At 71.5% G+C, this 21,178-nt stretch carries 18 protein-coding genes and 1 pseudogene; 11 read left to right on the top strand and 8 right to left on the bottom strand.

Annotated elements, in window-relative coordinates; translation table 11 throughout:
* Positions 1 to 60: 60 nt before the first annotated feature.
* Positions 61 to 291, bottom strand: a complete 231-nt coding sequence (locus tag KQY30_RS26235; RefSeq protein ID WP_217308953.1) for a hypothetical protein — start codon at positions 289 to 291, stop codon at positions 61 to 63.
* 177 nt (positions 292 to 468) lie between these two features.
* Here KQY30_RS26235 and map point away from each other — a divergent pair, with 177 nt between their 5' ends.
* Both map and KQY30_RS26225 read left to right on the top strand, forming a co-directional pair.
* Complete coding sequence (map, locus tag KQY30_RS26230; protein WP_217308952.1) at positions 469 to 1,206, top strand: type I methionyl aminopeptidase; 738 nt, start codon at positions 469 to 471, stop codon at positions 1,204 to 1,206.
* 233 nt (positions 1,207 to 1,439) lie between these two features.
* Positions 1,440 to 2,084, top strand: a pseudogene (locus KQY30_RS26225) (heme oxygenase (biliverdin-producing)); the annotation flags it as partial.
* 84 nt (positions 2,085 to 2,168) lie between these two features.
* Here KQY30_RS26225 and KQY30_RS26220 read toward each other — a convergent pair.
* From KQY30_RS26220 to KQY30_RS26210, 3 genes are all read right to left on the bottom strand, one after another.
* Complete coding sequence (locus KQY30_RS26220) at positions 2,169 to 2,837, bottom strand: PhzF family phenazine biosynthesis protein (RefSeq protein ID WP_217308950.1); 669 nt, start codon at positions 2,835 to 2,837, stop codon at positions 2,169 to 2,171.
* 148 nt (positions 2,838 to 2,985) lie between these two features.
* Complete coding sequence (locus KQY30_RS26215) at positions 2,986 to 4,638, bottom strand: HtaA domain-containing protein (protein WP_217308949.1); 1,653 nt, start codon at positions 4,636 to 4,638, stop codon at positions 2,986 to 2,988.
* Between the two features lie 82 nt (positions 4,639 to 4,720).
* Entirely contained in the window at positions 4,721 to 6,310 is a 1,590-nt protein-coding gene (locus tag KQY30_RS26210) for an HtaA domain-containing protein (protein ID WP_217308948.1), read from the bottom strand.
* Positions 6,311 to 6,447: 137 nt separating this feature from the next.
* Here KQY30_RS26210 and KQY30_RS26205 point away from each other — a divergent pair, with 137 nt between their 5' ends.
* The 7 genes from KQY30_RS26205 (at position 6,448) to KQY30_RS26175 (ending at position 14,212) form a co-directional block, all read left to right on the top strand.
* Positions 6,448 to 7,500 carry a hemin ABC transporter substrate-binding protein gene (locus tag KQY30_RS26205; protein ID WP_254407334.1) on the top strand — a complete coding sequence of 351 codons (1,053 nt, stop codon included), beginning with the start codon at positions 6,448 to 6,450 and terminating at the stop codon, positions 7,498 to 7,500.
* Positions 7,501 to 7,603: 103 nt separating this feature from the next.
* The gene (locus KQY30_RS26200) at positions 7,604 to 8,632 is read left to right on the top strand and encodes an iron ABC transporter permease (RefSeq protein WP_254407691.1); all 1,029 of its coding nucleotides are present in this window, start codon (positions 7,604 to 7,606) and stop codon (positions 8,630 to 8,632) included.
* 76 nt (positions 8,633 to 8,708) lie between these two features.
* Positions 8,709 to 9,539, top strand: coding sequence for a heme ABC transporter ATP-binding protein (locus KQY30_RS26195; protein WP_217308946.1), 831 nt, complete (start codon positions 8,709 to 8,711; stop codon positions 9,537 to 9,539).
* A 285-nt stretch (positions 9,540 to 9,824) separates the two neighbouring features.
* Positions 9,825 to 10,970 carry an iron uptake system protein EfeO gene (efeO, locus tag KQY30_RS26190; RefSeq protein WP_217308945.1) on the top strand — a complete coding sequence of 382 codons (1,146 nt, stop codon included), beginning with the start codon at positions 9,825 to 9,827 and terminating at the stop codon, positions 10,968 to 10,970.
* A 10-nt stretch (positions 10,971 to 10,980) separates the two neighbouring features.
* Entirely contained in the window at positions 10,981 to 12,342 is a 1,362-nt protein-coding gene (gene efeB, locus KQY30_RS26185) for an iron uptake transporter deferrochelatase/peroxidase subunit (protein ID WP_217308944.1), read from the top strand.
* A gap of 21 nt (positions 12,343 to 12,363) precedes the next feature.
* A complete protein-coding gene (gene efeU, locus KQY30_RS26180) occupies positions 12,364 to 13,347 on the top strand; it encodes an iron uptake transporter permease EfeU (RefSeq protein WP_217308943.1) in 984 nt (327 codons plus the stop codon).
* Positions 13,268 to 14,212 carry a hypothetical protein gene (locus KQY30_RS26175; protein ID WP_217311332.1) on the top strand — a complete coding sequence of 315 codons (945 nt, stop codon included), beginning with the start codon at positions 13,268 to 13,270 and terminating at the stop codon, positions 14,210 to 14,212. The genes efeU and KQY30_RS26175 overlap by 80 nt, the downstream gene beginning before the upstream one ends.
* 40 nt (positions 14,213 to 14,252) lie before the next feature.
* Here KQY30_RS26175 and KQY30_RS26170 read toward each other — a convergent pair whose 3' ends face one another.
* Positions 14,253 to 15,002 (bottom strand): bifunctional DNA primase/polymerase, encoded by a 750-nt coding sequence (locus tag KQY30_RS26170; protein WP_217308942.1) that lies wholly within the window; start codon positions 15,000 to 15,002, stop codon positions 14,253 to 14,255.
* Positions 15,003 to 15,316: 314 nt separating this feature from the next.
* On the bottom strand, positions 15,317 to 16,405 hold the full coding sequence (locus KQY30_RS26165) for a small ribosomal subunit Rsm22 family protein (protein ID WP_217308941.1): 1,089 nt from the start codon (positions 16,403 to 16,405) through the stop codon (positions 15,317 to 15,319).
* 191 nt (positions 16,406 to 16,596) lie between these two features.
* Here KQY30_RS26165 and KQY30_RS26160 point away from each other — a divergent pair, with 191 nt between their 5' ends.
* The gene (locus KQY30_RS26160) at positions 16,597 to 17,919 is read left to right on the top strand and encodes a hypothetical protein (RefSeq protein ID WP_254407333.1); all 1,323 of its coding nucleotides are present in this window, start codon (positions 16,597 to 16,599) and stop codon (positions 17,917 to 17,919) included.
* Positions 17,920 to 18,039: 120 nt separating this feature from the next.
* On the opposite strand, the gene KQY30_RS26155 is transcribed toward KQY30_RS26160, so the two are convergent.
* Positions 18,040 to 19,434 (bottom strand): Bcr/CflA family multidrug efflux MFS transporter, encoded by a 1,395-nt coding sequence (locus tag KQY30_RS26155; protein ID WP_217308940.1) that lies wholly within the window; start codon positions 19,432 to 19,434, stop codon positions 18,040 to 18,042.
* A 79-nt stretch (positions 19,435 to 19,513) separates the two neighbouring features.
* Between KQY30_RS26155 and KQY30_RS26150 the strand changes: the two genes are divergently transcribed.
* On the top strand, positions 19,514 to 20,530 hold the full coding sequence (locus tag KQY30_RS26150; RefSeq protein WP_217308939.1) for a Gfo/Idh/MocA family protein: 1,017 nt from the start codon (positions 19,514 to 19,516) through the stop codon (positions 20,528 to 20,530).
* Positions 20,531 to 20,682: 152 nt separating this feature from the next.
* Here KQY30_RS26150 and KQY30_RS26145 read toward each other — a convergent pair whose 3' ends face one another.
* Positions 20,683 to 21,168 (bottom strand): ricin-type beta-trefoil lectin domain protein, encoded by a 486-nt coding sequence (locus tag KQY30_RS26145; protein WP_217308938.1) that lies wholly within the window; start codon positions 21,166 to 21,168, stop codon positions 20,683 to 20,685.
* Positions 21,169 to 21,178: the final 10 nt, after the last annotated feature.

Raw genomic sequence — 21,178 nt, 5'->3', positions numbered from 1 at the left:
CCGGCACCGGCACCGGCACCGGCACCGGCACCGGCACCACCGGACCGCACCGAACACCCGTCAGTTGTCGGACGGGGTGTCGCCCTGCTTGTCGTGCCACTTCGGGTCCGTCTCCCACTCCAGGTTGCGTTCCTGCGCCGTGGTCATCGCGTGGGACGCCTCCTCCGGGCTCGCGTACGGCCCGAAGCGGTCCGCCGCGCGGCACTGCGGTCCCTCTTCCACCGTCTGGTGGCGGAGGCAGTAGTACCACTCGCCGGGTTTGCCGGCCGTGCGCTTCTTGAACAGGGCCATCGTCGGCTCCTTCCTCTCCCGCCATGCTGCCCCACACCCGCTGGTTAGACTCGCTGGCATGTCTGGCCAGTCACTGCTCGTACCGGGGGAGATCTCCCCCTCCGTTCCGTACCCGGAAGAATCCGGCGCCCCGAGTACGTCGGGAAGCCCGCGCCCGCCCCGTACACCGGGCCCGAGGTGCAGACCGATGAGACGATCGAGCTGATGCGGATCGCGGGCCGCATCGCCGCGCAGGCGATGGAGGAGGCCGCCAAGCACATCGCGCCCGGTGTGACCACGGACGAACTGGACCGGGTCGCGCACGAGTTCATGTGCGACCACGGCGCCTATCCGTCCACGCTCGGCTACCGCGGCTTCCCCAAGTCGCTCTGCACCTCCGTCAATGAGGTGATCTGCCACGGGATCCCCGACTCCACGGTGCTCCAGGACGGGGACATCGTGAACCTGGACGTCACCGCGTACATCAACGGCGTGCACGGCGACAACAACGCGACCTATTTCTGCGGCGACGTCGACGAGGAGTCGAAGCTGCTGGTGGAGCGGACCCGCGAGGCGCTGAACCGTGCCATCAAGGCGGTACGGCCGGGGCGGCGGATCAATGTGATCGGGCGGGTCATCGAGTCGTACGCCCAGCGGTTCGGCTACGGAGTCGTCAGGGACTTCACCGGGCACGGGATCAACTCGTCCTTCCACTCCGGGCTGATCGTCCCGCACTACGACAGCCCGCACGCGACCACCGTCATCGAGCGGGGCATGACCTTCACCATCGAGCCGATGCTGACGCTGGGCACGTACGAGCACGACATGTGGGACGACGGCTGGACCGTGGTCACGAAGGACAGGAAGCGGACCGCGCAGTTCGAACACACGCTGGTGGTGACGGACACGGGGACGGAGATTCTCACTCTTCCGTGAAGTTGCCGCGCGGCTGATGCGGGGTAGCGTTTTTACCGACAGGACGTCGGGAACCAGTTGACTTAGGTAAGCCTAAGTAAGAGTATCGCGGTAATGCGATGGCGGCTGCCCGTGGGCTGCCGCCGCCGTCGGTACCTGCCTGTTTCCCTTCCGTTCCGTCCCCTCTCGCCTCCGGAGGCCCGCCTTGGACGCAACCGCCGCCACCGCCACTCCCTCCCCCCACGCCTCCCCCCACGCCGTTCTCGACGCTCATCCGGGTCGCCTCGCACGAACAGCACACCGCGGCGGAGACCTCGACCTTCATGAGCGACCTGCTGGGCGGGCGGCTCGGCGTGGAGGCCTTCACGCGCTATACGGAGCAGCTCTGGTTCGTCTACAGAGCGCTGGAGAGCGCCATGGACACGCTGAGAACGGACCCGGCGGCCGGGCCCTTCATCCAGCCGGAGCTGGCTCGTACGCCGGAGCTGGAGCGGGATCTCGCTCATCTGCGGGGCGAGCGGTGGCGCGAGGGGCTGGCACCGCTGCCCGCGACGGCCGCGTACGCGGCGCGGGTCGAGGAGTGCGCGCGCACCTGGCCGGGCGGGTATGTGGCGCATCACTACACCCGCTATCTCGGCGATCTCTCCGGCGGTCAGATCATCCGCGACAAGGCCGAGAAGACGTGGGGCTTCTCGCGCAAGGGCGACGGCGTCCGGTTCTATGTCTTCGAGGGGATCCCCAACCCGGCGGCGTTCAAGCGGGGTTACCGGGAGCTGCTGGACGGGCTGGCGGTGGACGACCTGGAGAAGCAGCGGATCGTCGACGAGTGCAAGCGGGCATTCGACTTCAACAGCGCGGTGTTCCAGGAGCTGGGCGCGCACTTTCCCCTGACGGCCTGAGCAGGGCGGGCCCCTGGGTGCCGCCCGCCTTGGTGCCGCCTTGGTGCCGCCTCGGTGCCACCCGTACCGCTCCGTGGCGAGCGCTCAGTCCGGTACGGGCCGCTGCGCCGTCAACAGCCTTACCCGGCCGCCCATTTCGATCGTGCCGTCCGGGCCGGGGGCCGTGATCAACTGTGAGCCCCGGCCCTGGGTGATGTTCAGTGCACGGCCCAGTTCCGCGGTGAGCAGCAGGGCCGCCGCGCCGGTCGCCTCGTCCTCCACGATGCCGTCGTCGCGCCGGGGGAACGCACGGGCCCTGACCCGGCCCGCCGCCTCGTCCTCCCAGGCCCAGGCGTAGAGCCAGCCCTCGCCGGGCGGCGGAGCGGGCAGTGCGTCGACCTCGGCGACGGTCGCGTACCGCCGGAGCGTACGTGGCGGGGCCCACTCGGGGCGGGCGGTGATCCAGGTGAACTCGCCGTCCTGACGCACCCACACCTCGCCCGCGGGCGGGTTCACGGTCTCCAGATCGAGCAGCCAGGCCGCGCCGACGAGCGGATGCCCGGCGAACGGGAGGCGCAGCCCGGGGGTGTAGATGTCGACCACCCCGCGCTCCGGGTCGTCGACGAACACGGTCTCGCTGTAGCCGAGCCTGGACGCGAGCGCCTGCCGCCCCGCCCGGTCGGGGTGCCGGTGCCCGTCGCGGACGACGCCGAGCCTGTTGCCGTACCGCCCGTCTGCCCCGCAGAAGACGCTGAGTACGTCGATTTCAGTCATCCCCGCATTCAAGCACCGCGGCCGGGGCGCACCGAATCGAGCGGACGGCGGGGCGCGCGGGACAAGCGAGGGGGAGCAAGCAAGTGGGGCCGTACCGACCGCTCTTCGCGGTCGTACGGCCCCATGCCGACGGCTCGTGGCGCGTCGTTCACGCGGTCGGCTCGTCCAGTTCCGGTTCCATACGGCGGTGCCGTGCCGCGAAGACCGCTGCCGCGCCCGCCGCGGCGATCGCGGCGGCGCCGGTGAACAGGGCGCCCGTCGGAAGGTCGGAGCCGGTGGAGGCGAGAGAGCCGGAGCCGCCGACCGTACCGCCGCCGGCCGTTCCCGAACCGCCCGCGGTGCCCGACCCGGCCGTGCCTCCCGTACCACCGTCGGAGCCACCCGTACCGCCTGTACCGCCCGTACCACCGTCCGAACCGCCCGTACCGCCCGGCAGGTTCGCGTCCTCGTCCAGTGACACCGCGACCGTCAGCGGGTCGAGTGCCGTGCCCGCCGGGTACATGCCGCCGAAGGCCTTCGTACCGTCCGCCGTGAGGGTCGCCGGGACCGCGTCCAGGCTCACGACACCGTCCTCGGCCGTCAGCGCGCCCGCCGGGAGGTCCAGCGCCGCGAGGCCCAAGTCCTGGTACGTGGCGACCTCGTGCGTCTCGCGGTCCTTGGTGCTGACATCCGCGACGAGCGTGCCCTCGCCGTCCGCCACCTCCACCCGCAGCCCGCTGAGCTTGAGGTCGAGTACATACTCGCCGTCCTCCTCGTGCCCGAGGAAGCGGACCGTACCGCCGAAGGCCGCGGACAGGGTGCCCGCGTCCGCGTCGAAGGAGCCGGTCCCCTTGGGGAAGCGGTACGCCGCCCCCGACTGCGCGGCGCCGTCGCCGAGTTCGACCGTGCCGTGCGCGATCGGACCCGTGACGTACGAGCGGAAGGACTCCTTGACGCCCCAGTCCAGATTGCCGTCGACGATCGTGCCGTCCTCGGCCGCCGGGGGTGTCCCGGGGGCGGAGGTGGTCGGGGAGGAGGTGGGCTCACCGGTCGGCGGCTCGGTGGGCGGTGTCACCGAAGGCGTCGGGGTCGGCGTGGGAGTGGGCGTGGGGGTCGGGGTGGGCGTGGGGCTCGGCGACGGTGTGGAGTACGAGACGCCGAGTGTCGCCTTGTCCAGCTCCGTGCCCTCCGCGTACATCCCGTTGAACGCCTTCGCGCCGTCCGCCGTGAGCTTGGCCGGAATGTCCTTGAAGACCATCGAGCCGTTCCCGGTCTCCGGCCGGATGCCCGCCAGATCGACCGAGGCGAGCGCGATGTCGTTCTGCGTCGTGCCGTTGAGGCTGACATCTGCCTCGATCGCCCCGGCCGTGCCCTCCGTCACGAACTTCACATCGGCGACGCGGATGTCGAAGCCATGGGCCGTGGAGACGAACCGGACGCTGCCGTCGAAGTCCGTGGTCACGTTGTGTGTCGCCGGGTCATAGGCGCCGGTGCCGTTGGTGAAGGTGAAGGGGCCGTTGCCCGCGGCCTGGGTGGCGCCGTCCGCGGCCGTGACGGTGCCGCCGGCGATGCCCGTGACGTACTTGCGGAAGGACTCCTTCAGCCCCCACTCCAGGGTGCCGTCCTTCAGTTCGAGGACCGGCGCGGCGGCGGGCGCGGCGAGTGCGGCCGGTACGGCCAGGGGTCTCCCGGCGGGGACGGAGGCAGGGGTGGAGGCGGGGGCGCCCGCGGCGAGGGCCGGGAGCGCGAAAGCGGAAGCGCCGAGGGCGGCGGCCGTCGCGATGGCGGCGGCGAGGGTGATGGGGCGGCGTATGGCAGCCATGGGCGGTGTTCTCCTCGATGGTGTGGTGCGTGTAGTGGTGGTACGGGGTGCACGGGGACACCCGTGCGACACGTGGGGGAGGTCAGCTCTCGTCGGAGGCGGACGCGGGGCCGGACGTGGGGCCTGTGCCGGACGCGGTGTCGGCGGCGGAGGCAGGGGCGGACGCGGGGGCGGACGTGCCGTGGCGCCCGCGCGCCCGGGCCGCGCGGACCACGACGACCGCGGCTCCCGCGACGACGAGCACTCCCGCGCCGATCGCCGCGTACGCCCCCGCCCCGATGGACACCGAGGACTGCGAGGCGGCGGCTTCCGCGCCGGGGGCGGTGGGACTTTCCGGGCTCCCCGGGCTCTCCGGGCTTCCCGTGGCGGCACCCGAGGGCGCCTGCGCCGGCTGCCCGCCGGCCGAGGCGTCGCTGCCCAGGTCGGGCAGCGCGGGCAGTCGGGCCTGGCCGTCGACGGCGACCGCGAGTGAGACCGGGTCCATCGCCGTACCCGCCGCGTAGAGGTCGCCGAAGGCCGTGGCGCCCTGGGGCGTCAGGGCCGCGGGCACCTCGGTGAGTACGGCGAGGCCCCGCTGCGGGGTGAAGTCCTTGGCCGCGAAGGTGATCAGCGGCACGCCCTTGCGCGGTGGACTGCCCTCGGCCGCGTCGGTGACATCGGCGTACAGCGTGCCCTTGCCGCCGCCGACGCGGACGGCGACCCGGGTCAGCGTCAGATCGAGGCCGGTGCCGGTGAAACGGACCGTACCGGCGAAGTCCGCGTCGAGCGTGCCCTTCGCGGCGTCGTACGAGCCGGTGCCGCGCGGGAAGCGGAAGAACGCGCCGCCGTCCTGGGCACCGCCGCTCAGGGTCCACTTTCCCTTGGCGATGGGGCCGGTGACGTACTCGCGGTAGGTGCGGCGCACACCCCAGTCGACGGCCGCGGTCAGGAAGCGCCCGGCGGTCTCGCGCCGCTTCCCGGACGGCTCGCTCCCAGGCGCCTTGTTCTCGGACCGCTCGCTCCCGGACGGATCGCTCGTGGCCGGGCTCGCGGGCTTCTCCGCCGCCGCCACATCCACGGACAGGCTCACCGGATCGAGCGGCGTACCGGCCGTGTAGTACCCGGCGAAGGCGGTGGCGCCCTGTGAAGTCAGCGTTGCCGGAACGTTGTTGAGGGTTACGGGACTCCCGCCGCCCCGCATGTCGATCCCCGACAGATCGAGCGAGGCGAGCGGCACCTGCGAGGCGCGCGTGAGCTTGCCCGAGCCCTTCGCCCTGCTCGTCATATCGGCGAGGAGCGTGCCGCTGCCGCCGGATATACGGACGGCGGGACGGCTGATCGTGAGGTCCAGCTCATATGTACCGTCCACTTTCTGATGGCCGGTGAAGCGGACCCCGCCGGAGAAGCCGGCCCGGAACGCCCCGGTCTCCGGGTCGTACGAACCGTTCGCCGAGTGGAACCGGAACGCGCTGCCCACCGTGGCCGCGCCCCCGTTGAGCGCCCAGCCTCCCCGCGCGACCGGGCCGGTGATGTAGCTCAGGAACGACGACTTGATCCCCCAGTCGAGCCTCCCGCCCCGCACCGTACGGTCCGCCGCCTGCGCGCCGGCGGCCGGCAGCAGCGCCACCGGCAGCGCCAGCAGGAGCAGGGCGAGACAGAGGCGAACGGGGCGTACGGGTCTGAAGGGCGGCATGGGGTGACTCCCGCGGAGAAACGGACCGGAATATGCCCGACCCAGGACTGGGCAAGCAAGGTAAGGCTAACCTAAGCTAAATCCGCCGGGGGAAACAACAGACAGCAACAGACAGACCGAACAGGACGGTGCACTCCGTGCGCAGATCACGCCTGACGAGTGCGCTCCCCTGTGCGCTCGTCCTCGTTTTCGCCCTGGCTCTGACCGGCTGCGGCAACGGCAGCGGAAGCGGGAGCGGCGACAGCGGCGCCTCCGGCAGCGGCAGAGATACGAAGACGGCCGCGGCGGCGACCGCCGACCGGGTCGAACCCCTCCCCCGTACGCCCCGGCCCGGCCTCCCGGTCACCGTGGACTCGGCGGACGGCCGCGAGGTCACCGTCACCTCGGCCGACCGGATCGTGCCGCTGACCGGCTCGCTCAGCGAGATCGTCTTCACCCTCGGTCTCGGCGACCGGGTCGTGGCCCGCGACATCACCGCCACCTTCGAACAGGCCGCGGACCTGCCGGTGGTGACCCGGGCACACGATGTCTCGGCGGAGGGCGTGCTGTCGCTCAAGCCGACCCTGGTCCTCGCCGACACCACCACCGGCCCCGCCGAGGCCATCGGCCAGATCCGGGACGCGGGCATTCCCCTCGTGGTCGTCGAACCGGCGAAGAGCCTCGACGACATCGCCCGCCGCATCGACACCGTGGCCGGGGCACTGGGTGTCCGGCCCGCGGGCGTGGAGCTGAAGGAACGTACGGCCGCGCGGATCGCCGCCGTACAGAAGGACATCCCGGCGCGCGACGGCGAGCGGAAACCGCGCGTCGCGTTCCTCTATCTGCGCGGCTCGGCCTCGGTCTATCTGCTCGGCGGCGCCGGCTCGGGGGCGAGTTCCCTGCTGGAGGCGGCCGGAGCGGTGGACGCGGGCAAGGAGTCGGGGCTGCGGAAAGACTTCACCGCGATCACGAGTGAGGCGCTCGCCAAGGCCGCGCCGGACGCGATCCTGGTGATGACCAAGGGACTTGAGTCCGTGGGCGGGGTGGACGGCCTGGTGAGGATCCCGGGTGTCGCGGAGACCCCGGCCGGGATGGACCGCAGGGTCGTCTCGGTCGACGACGGGGTGCTGCTGAACTACGGGCCGCGTACGGACGAGGTGCTGCGGTCGATCGTCGAGCAGCTCTATCCGGCTCATCCGAGCGGGAGTTGAGGTGACGGCGACACCAACACCGGTACCGGCACCGGCACCGGCCGTACGGAAGCAGCCGCCCACGGAGGAAGCCGCGACGCCTCCCGGCACCGGCGGAAAGCAACTGCCGGGCCGGGCGACGCTGTTGACCGGCGGACTGCTCGCGGCCCTCGTCCTGCTCTGTCTGCTCTCCGCCGGGACCGGCGCGTACGGAATCCCGCTCGGCGATGTCCTCTCCTCCGTACTGCACCGCGCCGGGCTCGGCGGCGCCGCGCTCGACCGCGTCGGCGAGAGCGTCCTGTGGAACGTCCGGCTGCCCCGGGTCGTGCTCGCGCTGCTCGTCGGTGCCTCGCTGGGCTGCGCGGGCGCGCTGACGCAGGGCGTGTTCGGCAATCCGCTCGCCGAGCCGGGCGTGATCGGGATCTCGTCGGGCGCGGCGGTCGGCGCGGTGGCGTCGATCGCGCTGGGTCTGAGCTTCCTCGGCAACTGGACGGTGACGGTCTGCGCGTTCGTCGCGGGCCTCGCGACGGTCCTGCTGGTGTACGCGCTGTCCCGCTCGGGCGGCCGTACGGAAGTGGTGACGCTGATCCTCACCGGCATCGCGGTGAACGCGTTCGCCGGGGCACTGATCGGGCTGTTCATCTTCTTCGCGGACAACGCGCAGATCACGCAGATCACGTTCTGGCAGCTCGGTTCGCTGGCGCAGGCGACCTGGCCGAAGGTGCTGGCGGTGCTGCCGTGCGCGGTGGCGGGTCTGGCGGTGGCGCCGTTCTACGCACGGAAGCTGGACCTCCTCGCGCTCGGTGAACGGCCGGCCCGGCACCTCGGGGTGGACGTGGAGCGGCTCCGTGTTGTGCTGGTGCTGGTGGTGGCGCTGCTCACGGCGGCGGCGGTGGCGGTGGCCGGGGTCATCACGTTCGTGGGGCTGCTCGTACCGCATCTGCTGCGCATGGCGAACGGTCCGGGGCATCGCTTCCTCGTCCCGGGCAGCGCGCTCGGGGGCGCGCTGGTGCTGCTCGCGGGCGACCTGGCGGCCCGCACGGTCGCGGCCCCGGCGGAACTCCCCCTGGGCGTCCTGACCGCACTCTTCGGCAGCCCTTTCTTCTTCCTGCTGCTACGCAGAACGCGCCGCGGGCAAGGCGGTTGGGCATGAGCACACACGGGCCCTGCGACTGCGGCAAACACAGCCCGCCGCCACACAGAACCCACCGCGGACAAGGTAAGCGCCCATGAGCATCACGGCCCTCTTCGCCGCGCGCCGGCGCTCGCTGCCCGCGCCCGTCCCCTCCGGGACCCCCCTCGTCGAAGCCCGGGACCTCCATGTCCGGCTCGGGCAGCGCGAGGTGCTCGCCGGGGTCGGGCTGGCCGCGCGCGCCGGTGAGGTGCTCGCGCTCGTCGGGCCCAACGGGGCCGGGAAGTCGACCCTGCTCGCCGCACTCGCCGCCGATCTGCGGCCCGACCGCGGCGAGGTACGGATCGACGGCCGCCCCGCACAGGAGTGGTCCGCGCCCGAACTCGCCCTGCGCCGCGCCGTACTGCCCCAGGCCGCCGCGCTCTCCTTCCCCTTCCCGGTCGCCGAGGTCGTACGGATGGGCCGCGCGCCCTGGGCCGGGACACCGCTGGAGGACGAGGACGAGACGGCCGTCGCGGCGGCGATGGCGGCGACCGAGGTCACCGGGTTCGCCGCGCGCCCCTTCTCCGCGCTGTCCGGCGGCGAACGGGCCCGCGTCGCGCTCGCCCGGGTCCTCGCCCAGCGCGCCCCGCTGCTGCTGCTCGACGAGCCGACCGCCGCGCTCGATCTGCGCCATCAGGAACTGGTGCTGCGGATCTGCCGGGAACGGGCCGCGGCGGGCGACGCCGTCGTGGTCGTCCTGCACGACTTGGGGCTCGCCGCCGCGCACGCGGACCGGGCCGCCGTACTCCACGAAGGGGGCGTCGCGGCCGAGGGCCCGCCCGCCGAGGTGTTCGGAGCCGGGCTGCTGAGCCGTGTCTACCGGCAGCCCGTCGAAGTGCTCCCGCACCCCCGCACGGGCGTCCCGCTTGTCATCCCCGAACGGTGACGCAGGAACGGTGACGCGTCCCGGAAGGCCGACCCCCGCCCCCGGCCCTGCCCCCCCGGCCCTCGCCCCCGAAACCGACCACTTGACCCGCCCTTTACTCAACCCCGGTCTACCGGAAAGCCCCCCGTGACCTCTCCGTATCCGCACCCGGCCCCACACAGGGAGTGAGAGCTGAATCACTGGACTAACGAGCGCAGCCAAGGTAAGCCTCAGTTAGGTTAGGCGCGCCTGACCTCCGCACTCCAGCCATCGTCACCTCACTTTCCAGCCATCGTGGAGCCCCGCATGCGACCTGCCCGTCTCTCCGTCGTCACCGCCGCCGCGGCGGTGGCCGCCCTGACCGCCGTCACGGGCTGCGCCGAGAAGAGCGACGCCAAGGCCGGCTCGGGCGCCGGCACCGTCGAGGTGACCGCGAAGGACGACGCCTGCGAGCTGTCCACGAACGAGTTCCCCGCGGGCCATGTGGAACTGGCCGTCGAGAACAAGGGCTCCAAGGTCACCGAGGTCTATGTCCTCTTCCCGGACGACCGCATCGTCACCGAGCGCGAGAACATCGGCCCCGGCACCAAGGCGAAGGTCACCGCCGAGGTGAAGGCCGGTTCGTACGAGATCGTGTGCAAGCCCGGGATGAAGGGCGACGGCATCCGCCAGAAGGTCACGGCCACCGGCGGTACGCCCGTCAAGCGCAGCCCGGAGATGGACGCCGCGGTCGCCGCGTACCGTACGTACGTCCAGGCGCAGGCCGATGAGACGCTGCCGAAGGTGAAGACTTTCACCGACGCCGTGCGCGCCGGTGATCTGGAGGCGGCGAAGAAGGCGTACGCCCCCTCGCGCATCGGCTGGGAGCGCACCGAGCCGGTCGCCGAGTCCTTCGGCGACATCGACCCGAAGGTCGACGTACGCGCCGACGGTCTGGAGCCCGGCCAGGAGTGGACCGGCTGGCACCGCCTGGAGAAGGCCCTCTGGCAGGACAAGAAGCTGGGCCCGGACACGACGGCCCTCGCGGACACGCTCGACAAGGACCTCGCCGACTGGCAGAAGCGCGTCGGCAAGGCGGAGATCACCCCGACCTCCATGGCCAACGGCGCCAAGGAACTCCTCGACGAGGTCGCCGCGGGCAAGGTCACCGGCGAGGAGGAGCGCTACAGCCACACGGACCTGGTCGACTTCAAGGCCAATGTGGAGGGCGCGCAGAAGTCGTACGAACTGCTCAAGCCGGTCGCGTCGAAGAACGACCCGGCGCTGGTGACCGAGCTGGACAAGCAGTTCGCCGCGCTGAACACACTGCTCGACAAGTACCGCGACGCCCCGGACTCGTACGACTTCACCTCGTACGAGAAGGTCGGCAAGGCGCAGCGCAAGGAGCTGTCGGACGGTGTGAACGCACTGGCCGAGCCGCTCTCCAAGCTCGCCGCCGCCGTCGTCAAGTAGGGCTCGCGCCATGACGGACGACACGCAGAACGCCATGACGGACGGCACACGGAACAGGGCCGGCGGACAGGACGGGCACAGTCCCCGGAACCAGGGCGACGCTCCGAGCGGGGGCGACGCCCGCGCCGTCGAAGGGACCAACAGGACCAGGCCGTCCCGGCGCTCCCTCCTCGGCTGGGGCGGCGCCGGGCTCGCACTCGGCGCGGTCGCCGCCGGGGGCGCGGTCGCCGCCGTCCGGGACGGCGACTCCGCGGCACCCGCCGCCGACACGGGCGCGGCCGTCCCCTTCCACGGTCCGCACCAGTCCGGGATCGCCACCGCGGTCCAGGACCGACTCCACTTCGCCGCGTTCGACGTGACCACCAAGGACCGTGCGGAGCTGGCCCAGTTGCTGAAGGACTGGACACGGGCCGCCGAGCGGATGACCGCCGGGCACGCGGTGGGCGAGGGGGCGTACGGCGGGCTGCCCGAGGCCCCGCCCGACGACACGGGCGAGGCACTCGGCCTGCGGCCGTCCCGGCTCACCCTGACCCTGGGCATCGGTCCGGGCCTCTTCGCGGACGGCCGGTTCGGTCTCACCGCCCGCCGCCCCGCCGCCCTCGTCGACCTCCCCAAGTTCCCCGGCGACAATCTCGACCCGGCGCGCGGCGGTGGCGATCTCTGTGTCCAGGCCTGCGCGGACGACCCCCAGGTCGCCGTGCACGCGATCCGCAATCTGGCCAGGATCGGCTTCGGCAAGGTCGCGGTCCGCTGGTCGCAGCTCGGCTTCGGCAAGACCTCGTCGACCACGCCGGACGCCCAGACGCCCCGTAACCTCTTCGGTTTCAAGGACGGCACCAGCAATATCGCCGGCACCGACACCGCCGCGCTCGACAAGCATGTGTGGGTGGCGGGGAAGGACGGTCCCGACTGGATGGCGGGCGGTTCCTATCTGGTCGCCCGGCGGATCTCGATGCGGATCGAGACCTGGGACCGCACGTCCCTCCAGGAGCAGGAGGACGTCTTCGGCCGGGACAAGGGCGAGGGCGCGGCGGTCGGCAGGGCGCGCGAGCACGACAAGCCCGATCTGCGGGCGATGCTGCCGACCTCGCACGTACGGCTGGCGCACCCGGACTCCCACCACGGGGCGCGGATGCTGCGGCGCGGCTACTCCTTCACGGACGGCACCGACGGTCTGGGCCGGCTCGACGCGGGGCTGTTCTTCCTGGCGTACCAGCGGGACATCCGCGACGCCTTCATCCCCGTACAGCGGTCCCTCGCGCGCTCCGACGCGCTCAACGAGTACATCCAGCACGTGGGTTCAGCGGTCTTCGCGATCCCGCCGGGCGTCCGGGACAAGGACGACTGGTGGGGCCGGGCCCTGATCTCCTGATCCCCGGAAAGGAGTTCCGACGTGTTCGGAAACTATCTGATCGGTCTGCGCGAGGGACTTGAAGCCAGTCTCGTCGTCTGCATCCTGGTCGCGTATCTGGTGAAGACGGAGCGGCGCGACGCGCTGCGCCCGATCTGGGCCGGTGTCGGCGTGGCGGTCGTCCTCGCGCTCGCCTTCGGCTTCGGGCTCGAATTCGGTTCGCAGGAGCTGACGTTCGAGGCGAAGGAGGCGCTCGGCGGTTCGCTGTCGATCCTCGCCGTGGTGCTGGTGACCTGGATGGTCTTCTGGATGCGGCGTACGGCACGGCACTTGAGGTCGGAGCTGCACGGCAGGCTGGACGCGGCGCTCCAGATGGGTACGGGCGCGCTGGTGGCGACGGCCTTCCTGGCTGTGGGCCGGGAGGGTCTGGAGACGGCGCTGTTCGTCTGGGCGTCGGTACGCGCGTCCTCGGACGGCACCCATGCCCCGCTGATCGGCGTCCTGTTGGGGATCGCCAGCGCGGTGGTGCTGGGCTGGCTCTTCTACCGGGGCGCGCTGCGGATCAATCTCGCCAAGTTCTTCACCTGGACCGGCGGGATGCTGGTGATCGTCGCCGCGGGTGTGCTGGCGTACGGCGTGCACGACCTCCAGGAGGCGCGCTTCCTGGGCGGTCTCGCGGACAAGGCGTTCGACATCAGCACGACGATTCCGCCGGACAGTTGGTACGGGACGCTGCTGAAGGGCGTGTTCAACTTCCAGCCCGACCCGACGGTGCTTCAGGTCATTGTCTGGGGCCTGTATCTGGTCCCGACGCTCGCACTGTTCCTGGCCCCGGTAGGGTTCGGACGGTCAGTGGGGGTCAAGACCGACCGGTCTCAGGAGCAGAAGGCGACCGATGAGCAGGCTGAGCAGGCCGATCCGGGCAGCGGCGGGGCTCGCGACGGTGATGGCGCTGTCGCTGACGGCGAGCGGGTGCGTGACGGTGCACGGGGAGTTGGCGGTCGTACCGTCGGCGAAGCGAAGTGAGGCCGCGCAGGCGCTGAAGGACTTCACCGAGGCGTACAACAAGGCGGACAAGGCGTACGATCCGACCCTCGACGCGGACCATGTCACCGGCGCGCTCGGCCTGATCAACCAGGCCGGGCTGAAGGCGCGGAGCATCACGAACCCGGACGGCAACTCCGCACACCAGCCGCTGGAGCTGACCGACGCGAAGTTCACGATCCCCAAGAAGGCGGGCTGGCCGCGCTGGTTCGTCGCGGACACCAGGAGCAACCGCGACACGGCGGACGGCCCGGCCTTCCGGTGGCTGGTGGTCTTTCTGCGCTCCGCCCCCGAGAAGCGCTGGGAAGCGGCCTATCTGACGATCCTCGCCCCCGACCAGGTGCCCGAGTTCAGGACGGACAAGGACGGCTGGGGCGAGGCGGTGGAGCCGGACAGTACGAAGGTGTCGGTGGCGCCGCGCGATCTGAGCCAGGAGTACGCCTCGTACCTCTCGACCGGCAAACCGGAGCACTTCGCGGCGGGCCCGCACACGGACGCCTGGCGCAAGGAGCGCGCGGACAAGGCCCGGCTGCCGGGCCTCACCACCCAGTACGTGGACCAGCCGGTCACCGAGGGCGACTTCGCGCCGCTGGGCCTGCGGACGAAGGAGGGCAACGCGCTGGTCTTCTTCGCGACGCGCTTCTTCGAGCGGCAGACGGCGGCGAAGGAGGTGCGGCTCCAGGTGAACGACGACGTACGGGCGCTGCTGGAGGGCCAGGTGACGGACACGATCACCAAGGAGTGGCTCTCCAGCCAGACGGTCCTGGTGCCGGGGAGCGACGCGGCGGCCCCGGAAGTGGTGGTGGAGGGCCGCCTCCAGGGAGTGACGGCCGCGAAGGGGTCGTAGGGGCTCGGCGGGGTCCGGCCGGGGTTTTCCTCGGGCGGGCTCAGCGGCCGAGGGGCCAGGCGACCGCGTGATGGTCCAGTTCGTCGTTCTCGACCGCGTACCAGGCGCAGGCGTCCGTGAGGGTCTCCAGCAGGGTCAGCGGGTCCGGAAGCGGGTGTTCCGGGCCGCGCAGCCACCGTACGGACAGCTCCCCCGGGAGCCGCGCCGGCGGTACGAGCACATAGCTGCCCCGGCAGTGCCAGCGCAGTCCCGGGTGCTCGTCCATGGTCTCGGGGTGGCAGTCCAGCTCACAGGGCCACCACTCGTCCTCGTCCTCCGGGGTGCCCCGGGTGGCGGTGAAGAAGAGCATCCGGTCGTCGCCGGAGTCCGCCACGGGACCCACCTCGACGGACTGCTCGAGCAGCCGCTCCAGCGCCCGGCTGCCCGCCTCCAGCGGTACGTCCAGCACGTCGTGGACCATGCCGGTCGCGGTGATGAAGTTGGCCTCGGGCTGGCTGCGCGCCCAGCGCTCGATCTGGGCCCGGTCGGTCGTGGACTGGGTCTGCCAGGCGAAGGAGAGGGGGTGCCTGGCCGGGGTGGGACAGCCGATCCGCTCGCAGGAACACCGGTAGCCGACCGGATGCGCGGCGGGCGAGAGGGGCATACCGGCACCGGCGACCGCGAGGAGCAGCGCCTCCCGGCCGGCCGTGTCGTCGGGCGCGGAGTTCGCGGCGGTCTTCTTCGGACGCCTGCGCAGCCACTGGGGAATCCTGCTCTCCGTGCCGCGGTAGCGGCCGAAATCCTCGCCCATCTATCCCCTCCACACTTCATGCTCGGCCCCTGCGGACATTTCCATGGTCCCACCATCCTGCTCCCCGGGTGGACGGAGTCCCCACCGGGGTATGAGGGCCGGGGGTGTATCAGGGGGCTCATTGCCGCGTATGTGCCGGAATGCAGGCCCGCCACGGCGGTCCGGACCCGGCGGATCCCGGCCCGCCCGCCCCGCATGCCTCCACGCGCCCCCCACCGCGCCCCCTCGCCCGGCCGGCAGAACCAAGCCCGTCCGGCGATTGAGGACAGCCCGGCGCCGTGGTGCACGATCGGCCCCGCACGATGGAGTTGGAGCTACAGCTCCGCGCCGTCAGCCGCGGCCGGCGGCCACTTGTCCCCCCACCCCGCGTCCCGCGCCGCCCGGTACAGCACCCCCTGCCGCTTCGTGACCGTCGCCCGGCTCAACCCGCCATCCCGCTCGCACAGGTCCAGCAGCACCTGCCCCTTCCGGATCTGCGGCTTGCGGACCACCCGCGCCCGCCCCGGAACCTCCGCCACGTCCGGCCGTACGGCCGCCACATAGCTGAACTTCTCGTCCTCGTACGGCAGCGACCCGCCCTTCACCTGCCGGTGCAGTGACGACCTGCTCACCCGCGCCGCGAAGTGGCACCAGTCCGTCCCCCGCTCGATCGGGCACGCCCCGCTGTGCGGACAGGGCGCGGCGATCCGCAGCCCCGCCCCGGTCAGCCCGTCCCGCGCAGCCATGATCCGCAGATACCCGTCCGGCGTACCCGGCTCCACGATCACCACGGCCCGGCCCGCCCGCGCCGCCTCGGCGACCAGCGCGGCACGGTCCGGCTCGGGGAGTTCGTTCAGGACGTACGAGACGGTCACCAGGTCGCTGTCCGGCAGTCGCAGCGCCGCGCCGATCCTGGCCCGGCGCCACTCGGCGGCGCGCGGTCCGGCCGTACCCGAAGCGGCCAGTTCGCGGCCGAGCGCGAGCGCGGGCTCGGCCCAGTCCAGGACGGTGGTGCTACGGGTCGTGCTACGAGGCCCGGCCCCGGCCCCCGAAGCCTCAGCCCCCGCGACACCGCCCCCGGCCCCGGCCTCCGCGGCTCCCCACACCGCGTCCGCCGCCCACACCGCCGCCCCCGTCCCCCCGCCCACGTCCACATGGCTCCCGGGCACCCACGAAGGCGCCGCGTCCGCCAGTCCCGCCAGCGCCGCCCGTACCGCCTCGAAGGTCGCGGGCATGCGGTACGCGGCGTACGCGGCCACGTCCGACCGGTCGCGCAGCACGGGCGCGTCCGTCGGGGTCGCGCCCCGGTAGCTGGCGATCAGCCGCTCGACGGCCTGGGCGGCCTGCCGCGGCGGCACCCCGTCGAGCAGCCCGGCAAGCGCGGCCCGCAGAGTCTCGGCGGTGGTGGGAAGAGTTGCACTCACCGGCCGAATTCTAGGTGTACGACCAGTTCACGCGGGCGCCCGGCCGCAATGCGGAAGCGAACTGCGAACCGTTCAGACGGTGTTGCTACGCTGACGCCCGTTGTCCGGCAACCGCTCTCCACGGGGGGACCATGCGACCTCACTGGTCTCACTGGGGCACCACGCGTTTTCACCAGGGGCCCGTGAGGACCGTGAGACAGCGAGTCGTGCGCATGATCCTGCTGTCCGGGATCGTCGTGCTGGCGCTGCTGCTCCTCCTCGCGACCTGCGGCGGCAAGCAGCCGAAGGCCAAGGGCGACGAAAAGCCCGGCAAGCCCCCGCAGAGCCGTGCCGTCTCGACGCACCGGCCCGTCGTCCCGCCCGCGTACGACACCGTGCGCGGCTGGGAGATCCTCGGCGGTTCCCCCGAGTACGCGGTCGCCGAGGCCACCAGCCGTCTCGCCTATCTGGAACGGGTCGGCGAGACCCGCTTCCGGATCCGTACGCTCAGCCCGGGGACCGGCGAGCGCGGCTGGGACGGCGAGCCCTGGCGGCCGCTGTTCGCGCCCGACCGCTTCCCCCGGCTCCTCTCGGTCACCAAGGACGGGGTGGAGTACTTCGTCACCTGGTCGTACGGAAAGGTCGACCCGGAGGCGCTGGGCCCGGCCGACTCCATCGTCTCCCTCGATGTGTACACGGCGACCGACGGCACCCGTACGCGTGTCGAGGTCCCCTGGACGGACGCGCCGATCGTCAGTGCGGCCGGGCCCGGCATCCTGATCAGCGACGGCAAGGCGGTCAGCGCGGTCGTCGACCCGGCGAGCGGTGACGTGGTGAAGGTCCCGCCGGGCCAGCTCGGCTACCCCAAGGGCTGTGCGAACTGCCGCAAGCTGACCGAGGTGCGCTCGGTGACGGGCAAGGGGCTGCTGGTGAGCGGCGTCAAGGAGTTCTGGGTGCGCGGCGGCTGGTACAGCCGGAAGGTCGCGCCGAAGGACACCGACCCGGCCTCCGGGGTGCCCGCCTCGATGGCGCGCGACTACGTCCTCGCCAAGTGGCAGAAGAAGAAGGGTGCCAAGGACGCAACCACGCACGACGTCTGGGCACTGCACGAGGCGGCGACGGGCAAGGCGGTGGCGCAGGTACGGTGCCGGAAGCCGGCGATCGTACCGGCCGACGACCCGAAGCTGATCGCCTCCCCGGACGGCCGTTTCCTGATCGCGGGGCGGCTCGCCTTCGATCTGGACGCGAAAAAGGCGTACTGCTTCGAGGAGCCGGACGGCACGCAGCCGCTGACCCTGACGAGCGTGGGCAACGACGGTACGGCGTACGGCGCGATGAACGCCCGCAATATGGCGGACGCGCTGGCGGGGCGCGGCAGCCCGGTCATCGTGGACCTGACCACCGCGACTCCGGAACCGCTGGAGCCCAATGTCAGCCTGCCGACCGGCGAGACGGGCTCGGCCGGCCTGTTCCGCTGGACGGACGCGAAGGACATCCAGCACCTGACGGGCTACCCCTACCGCGAAAAAAACTAAGCCCGTCCACCCGGCGCCGGGCGCACAAATCAAGCCCGTCCGGCGATTGAGGACGAACCGGCCCCGGACGGCCCCGGCACAAACCAGCGCGCCCCACCCCACTGCGCGCCCCGCCACACCTCACCGTCGCCACGGCCGCACCATCCCCACAAAACACCCCACCGCACCCACCGAGCACACCACCTGCACCAGCGCCATCGGCACCGCCGTCTCCTCGCCCGCGATCCCCACCAGCGGTGAGGCGATCGCACCGATCAGGAACGACGACGTACCGATCAGCGCCGACGCCGACCCCGCCGCGTGCGGCGTACGCATCAGCCCCAGCGCGTTGGTGTTGGGCAGCGCCAGCCCCATCGCGGACATCAGCACGAACAGCCCCGCCGCGACCGGCACCAGCCCCACCTCCCCGAACACCCCGGCCGTCATCAGCAGCAGCGCCACCGCGGCGACGACGATGACCGCGAGCCCGAAGCCCAGCACCCGGTCCATGCTGACCCGCCCGACCAGCACCTTGCCGTTGATCTGGCCGGTGGCGATCAGGCCGATGGAGTTGATGCCGAAGAGCAGGCTGAAGGTCTGCGGCGAGGCCCCGTAGATCTCCTGCACCACGAACGGCGAGGCCGAGACGTACGCGAACAGCGCCGCGAAGGCGAGCCCGCCCGCCAGGGTGTAGCCGGTGAAGATCCGGTCGGCGAGGAGCCCGCGCATCGTACGGAGCGCCGCGCCGACCCCGCCGCTGTGCCGCCGTTCCGGCGGCAGCGTCTCGTGCAGCCACTTCCACACGACCAGGGTGAGGAGAACACCGACCACGGTCAGGACGACGAAGATGCCGCGCCAGTCCGTGAGGCGCAGCACCTGTCCGCCGATCACCGGCGCGATGACCGGTGCGACCCCGGAGATCAGCATCAGGGTGGAGAAGAAGCGGGCCATCTCGTCGCCGTCGTACAGATCGCGTACCACCGCGCGGGAGATGACGATGCCCGCCGCGCCCGCGAGGCCCTGCAACAGGCGGAAGGCGATGAGGAGTTCGGCGTTCGGGGCCAGCGCGCAGACCGCCGTGGCCAGGACGTACACGATCATGCCGAGCAGCAGCGGCCTGCGCCGGCCCCATTTGTCGCTCATCGGTCCGACGACGATCTGGCCGAGGGCCATGCCCGCCAGACAGGCGGTGAGGGTGATCTGGACCGTGGCCGCGGGGGAGCTGAGCGAGCGGGTGACCTCCGGGAGGGCGGGGAGGTACATGTCCATGGAGAGCGGGGGCAGCGCGGTGAGCCCGCCCAGTACGAGGGTGACGAGCAGCCCGGCGCGGCGCGCGGCGGCAACGGGCGCGGGAGCGGGAGCGGGCGAGGGGGTGACCGGCTGGGCCGCGACCGACTGTGCTGCGACCGGCTGCGCAGGCACGGCCGGCGGAGCTGCAACCGGCGGGGCGGACGCCGAACCACTCACCCACCCATCGGGCGGTATGAGCCCTTCACTCCCTATATGTCCTTCGGTGGTCCGACCGCCGTCCGGCATTCCAGTCTCCATATCGTTGAATTCTTATCTATGCTCTCAGCTCAACCGGAACGGCCGAGACCTATTAAATGGGGCAGCGATGACAGCGGGACAGAGAGCACAAGAAGCGCAGGGGCGCGCTGTGCGCTGGGGTGTACTGGCCACCGGCGGAATCGCCGCCCGCTTCACGGCCGAGGTACGGGAACTGCCCGACGCCGAAGTCGTCGCCGTGGCCTCACGCTCCGAGGCGTCCGCGAAGGAGTTCGCCGGCCGGTTCGGCATCCCGCGCGCGTACGGCGAATGGGTCGGGCTGGTCAACGATCCGGAGGTGGATGTCATCTATGTGGCGACGCCGCACTCCGCGCACCGGACCGCCGCCGGGCTCGCGCTGGCCGCCGGAAAACCGGTGCTCTGCGAGAAGCCGTTCACCCTCAACGCGCGGGAGGCCGAGGAACTGGTCTCTCTCGCCCGGGAGCGCGGCCTCTTCCTGATGGAGGCCATGTGGACGTACTGCAACCCCGTGATCCTGCGTCTGGTCGAGATCATACGGGACGGCGCGATCGGCGACATCCGCACCATTCAGGCCGACTTCGGCTTCCCCGGCCCCACCGACCCCACGCACCGCCTCCGCGACCCGGCCCTCGGCGGCGGCGCGCTGCTCGACCTCGGTGTCTACCCGATCTCCTTCGCGCAAATGCTGCTGGGCGAGCCCGACCGCGTACAGGCGGAAGCACTGCTCTCACCGGAGGGCGTTGATCTCAACACCGGCATCCTGCTGGGCTGGGACTCCGGCGCCACCGCCCTTCTGACCTGCTCCTTGACCTCCCCCACCCCCGTCACGGCGACCGTCTCGGGTACCACCGGCCGGATCGAGATCCCCTCCGGCTTCTTCTCGGCGGACCGCTTCACCCTCCACCGCCCGGACACGGAACCGGAGGAATTCACGGCGGACGGCGGTCTGTACGGTCTCCAGTACGAAGCGGCCGAGGTCATGCGCTGCCTGCGCTCCGGCGAAACGGAATCCCCCCTGGTCCCCCTGAACGGCACTCTGGCGGTCATGCGGACGCTGGACGCGGTACGAGACCGTATCGGCGTCCGCTTCCCCGCGGACGGCTAGACACGACTGGGCCTGCCTCGGCGGGCACCCGGGGAACACGTCCCGGCGGGCACCCCAGGACACCGGCAGGCGCCGCCACACGCATCGGCGTGGCGGCGCCTGTCAGCGGACGAGAAGCCGCTGAAGTGGATCAGGGGGTCAGGATCACAGGGTCACACTAAGGTCATGCTGATCTGCTCTCCCTGCACCGTCCAGTGCTGGCGGATCCCGGAGGGGTTGCACGACTCCACATTGACTATGCGGGTTCTCGGGTAGTCGCTGGACAGACACATACCGGGGTTCACCGTCGAGGAAATCGCCTCGCCGAAGATCGTCCAACGCTGGCTGGAACTGGAGGAGTTGCACGACTCCACATTGACAATCCGGGATCTCGGATAGTCATTGGCCAGGCACATACCGGGGTTCACCGTCGAGGAAATCAATTCCCCGACGATGGTCCAACGCTGGCTGGAACTCGAAGTGTTGCACGACTCCACATTGACTATCCGAGATCTCGGATAGTCGTTGGCCAGGCACATGGTGCCGACGGCCGGGGCCGCTTCCACAGGTGTGACGGCCACGGCGGCGGCCGACGGCAGCGCGAAGGACGTCAGTGCGAGAAGGACAGGTACGAGGAGCTTACGAAAGGCGTCAGCCACGAGATGGAAC

The organism is Streptomyces sp. GMY02, from assembly GCF_019056675.1.
GTDB classification, from domain to species: domain Bacteria; phylum Actinomycetota; class Actinomycetes; order Streptomycetales; family Streptomycetaceae; genus Streptomyces; species Streptomyces odonnellii.
This window is presented reverse-complemented; position numbering and strand designations above follow the sequence as displayed.

Excerpts from the sequence above, each read along its gene's own strand:
- KQY30_RS26150 (WP_217308939.1), top strand. The coding sequence starts at position 19,514 with ATGACAGCGGGACAGAGAGCACAAGAAGCGCAGGGGCGCGCTGTGCGC.
- KQY30_RS26155 (WP_217308940.1), bottom strand. The coding sequence starts at position 19,434 with ATGCCGGACGGCGGTCGGACCACCGAAGGACATATAGGGAGTGAAGGG.
- KQY30_RS26210 (WP_217308948.1), bottom strand. The coding sequence starts at position 6,310 with ATGCCGCCCTTCAGACCCGTACGCCCCGTTCGCCTCTGTCTCGCCCTG.
- KQY30_RS26175 (WP_217311332.1), top strand. The coding sequence starts at position 13,268 with ATGGCGCTGTCGCTGACGGCGAGCGGGTGCGTGACGGTGCACGGGGAG.
- KQY30_RS26220 (WP_217308950.1), bottom strand. The coding sequence starts at position 2,837 with ATGACTGAAATCGACGTACTCAGCGTCTTCTGCGGGGCAGACGGGCGG.
- KQY30_RS26170 (WP_217308942.1), bottom strand. The coding sequence starts at position 15,002 with ATGGGCGAGGATTTCGGCCGCTACCGCGGCACGGAGAGCAGGATTCCC.
- KQY30_RS26215 (WP_217308949.1), bottom strand. The coding sequence starts at position 4,638 with ATGGCTGCCATACGCCGCCCCATCACCCTCGCCGCCGCCATCGCGACG.
- efeB (WP_217308944.1), top strand. The coding sequence starts at position 10,981 with ATGACGGACGACACGCAGAACGCCATGACGGACGGCACACGGAACAGG.
- efeO (WP_217308945.1), top strand. The coding sequence starts at position 9,825 with ATGCGACCTGCCCGTCTCTCCGTCGTCACCGCCGCCGCGGCGGTGGCC.
- KQY30_RS26195 (WP_217308946.1), top strand. The coding sequence starts at position 8,709 with ATGAGCATCACGGCCCTCTTCGCCGCGCGCCGGCGCTCGCTGCCCGCG.
- KQY30_RS26235 (WP_217308953.1), bottom strand. The coding sequence starts at position 291 with ATGGCCCTGTTCAAGAAGCGCACGGCCGGCAAACCCGGCGAGTGGTAC.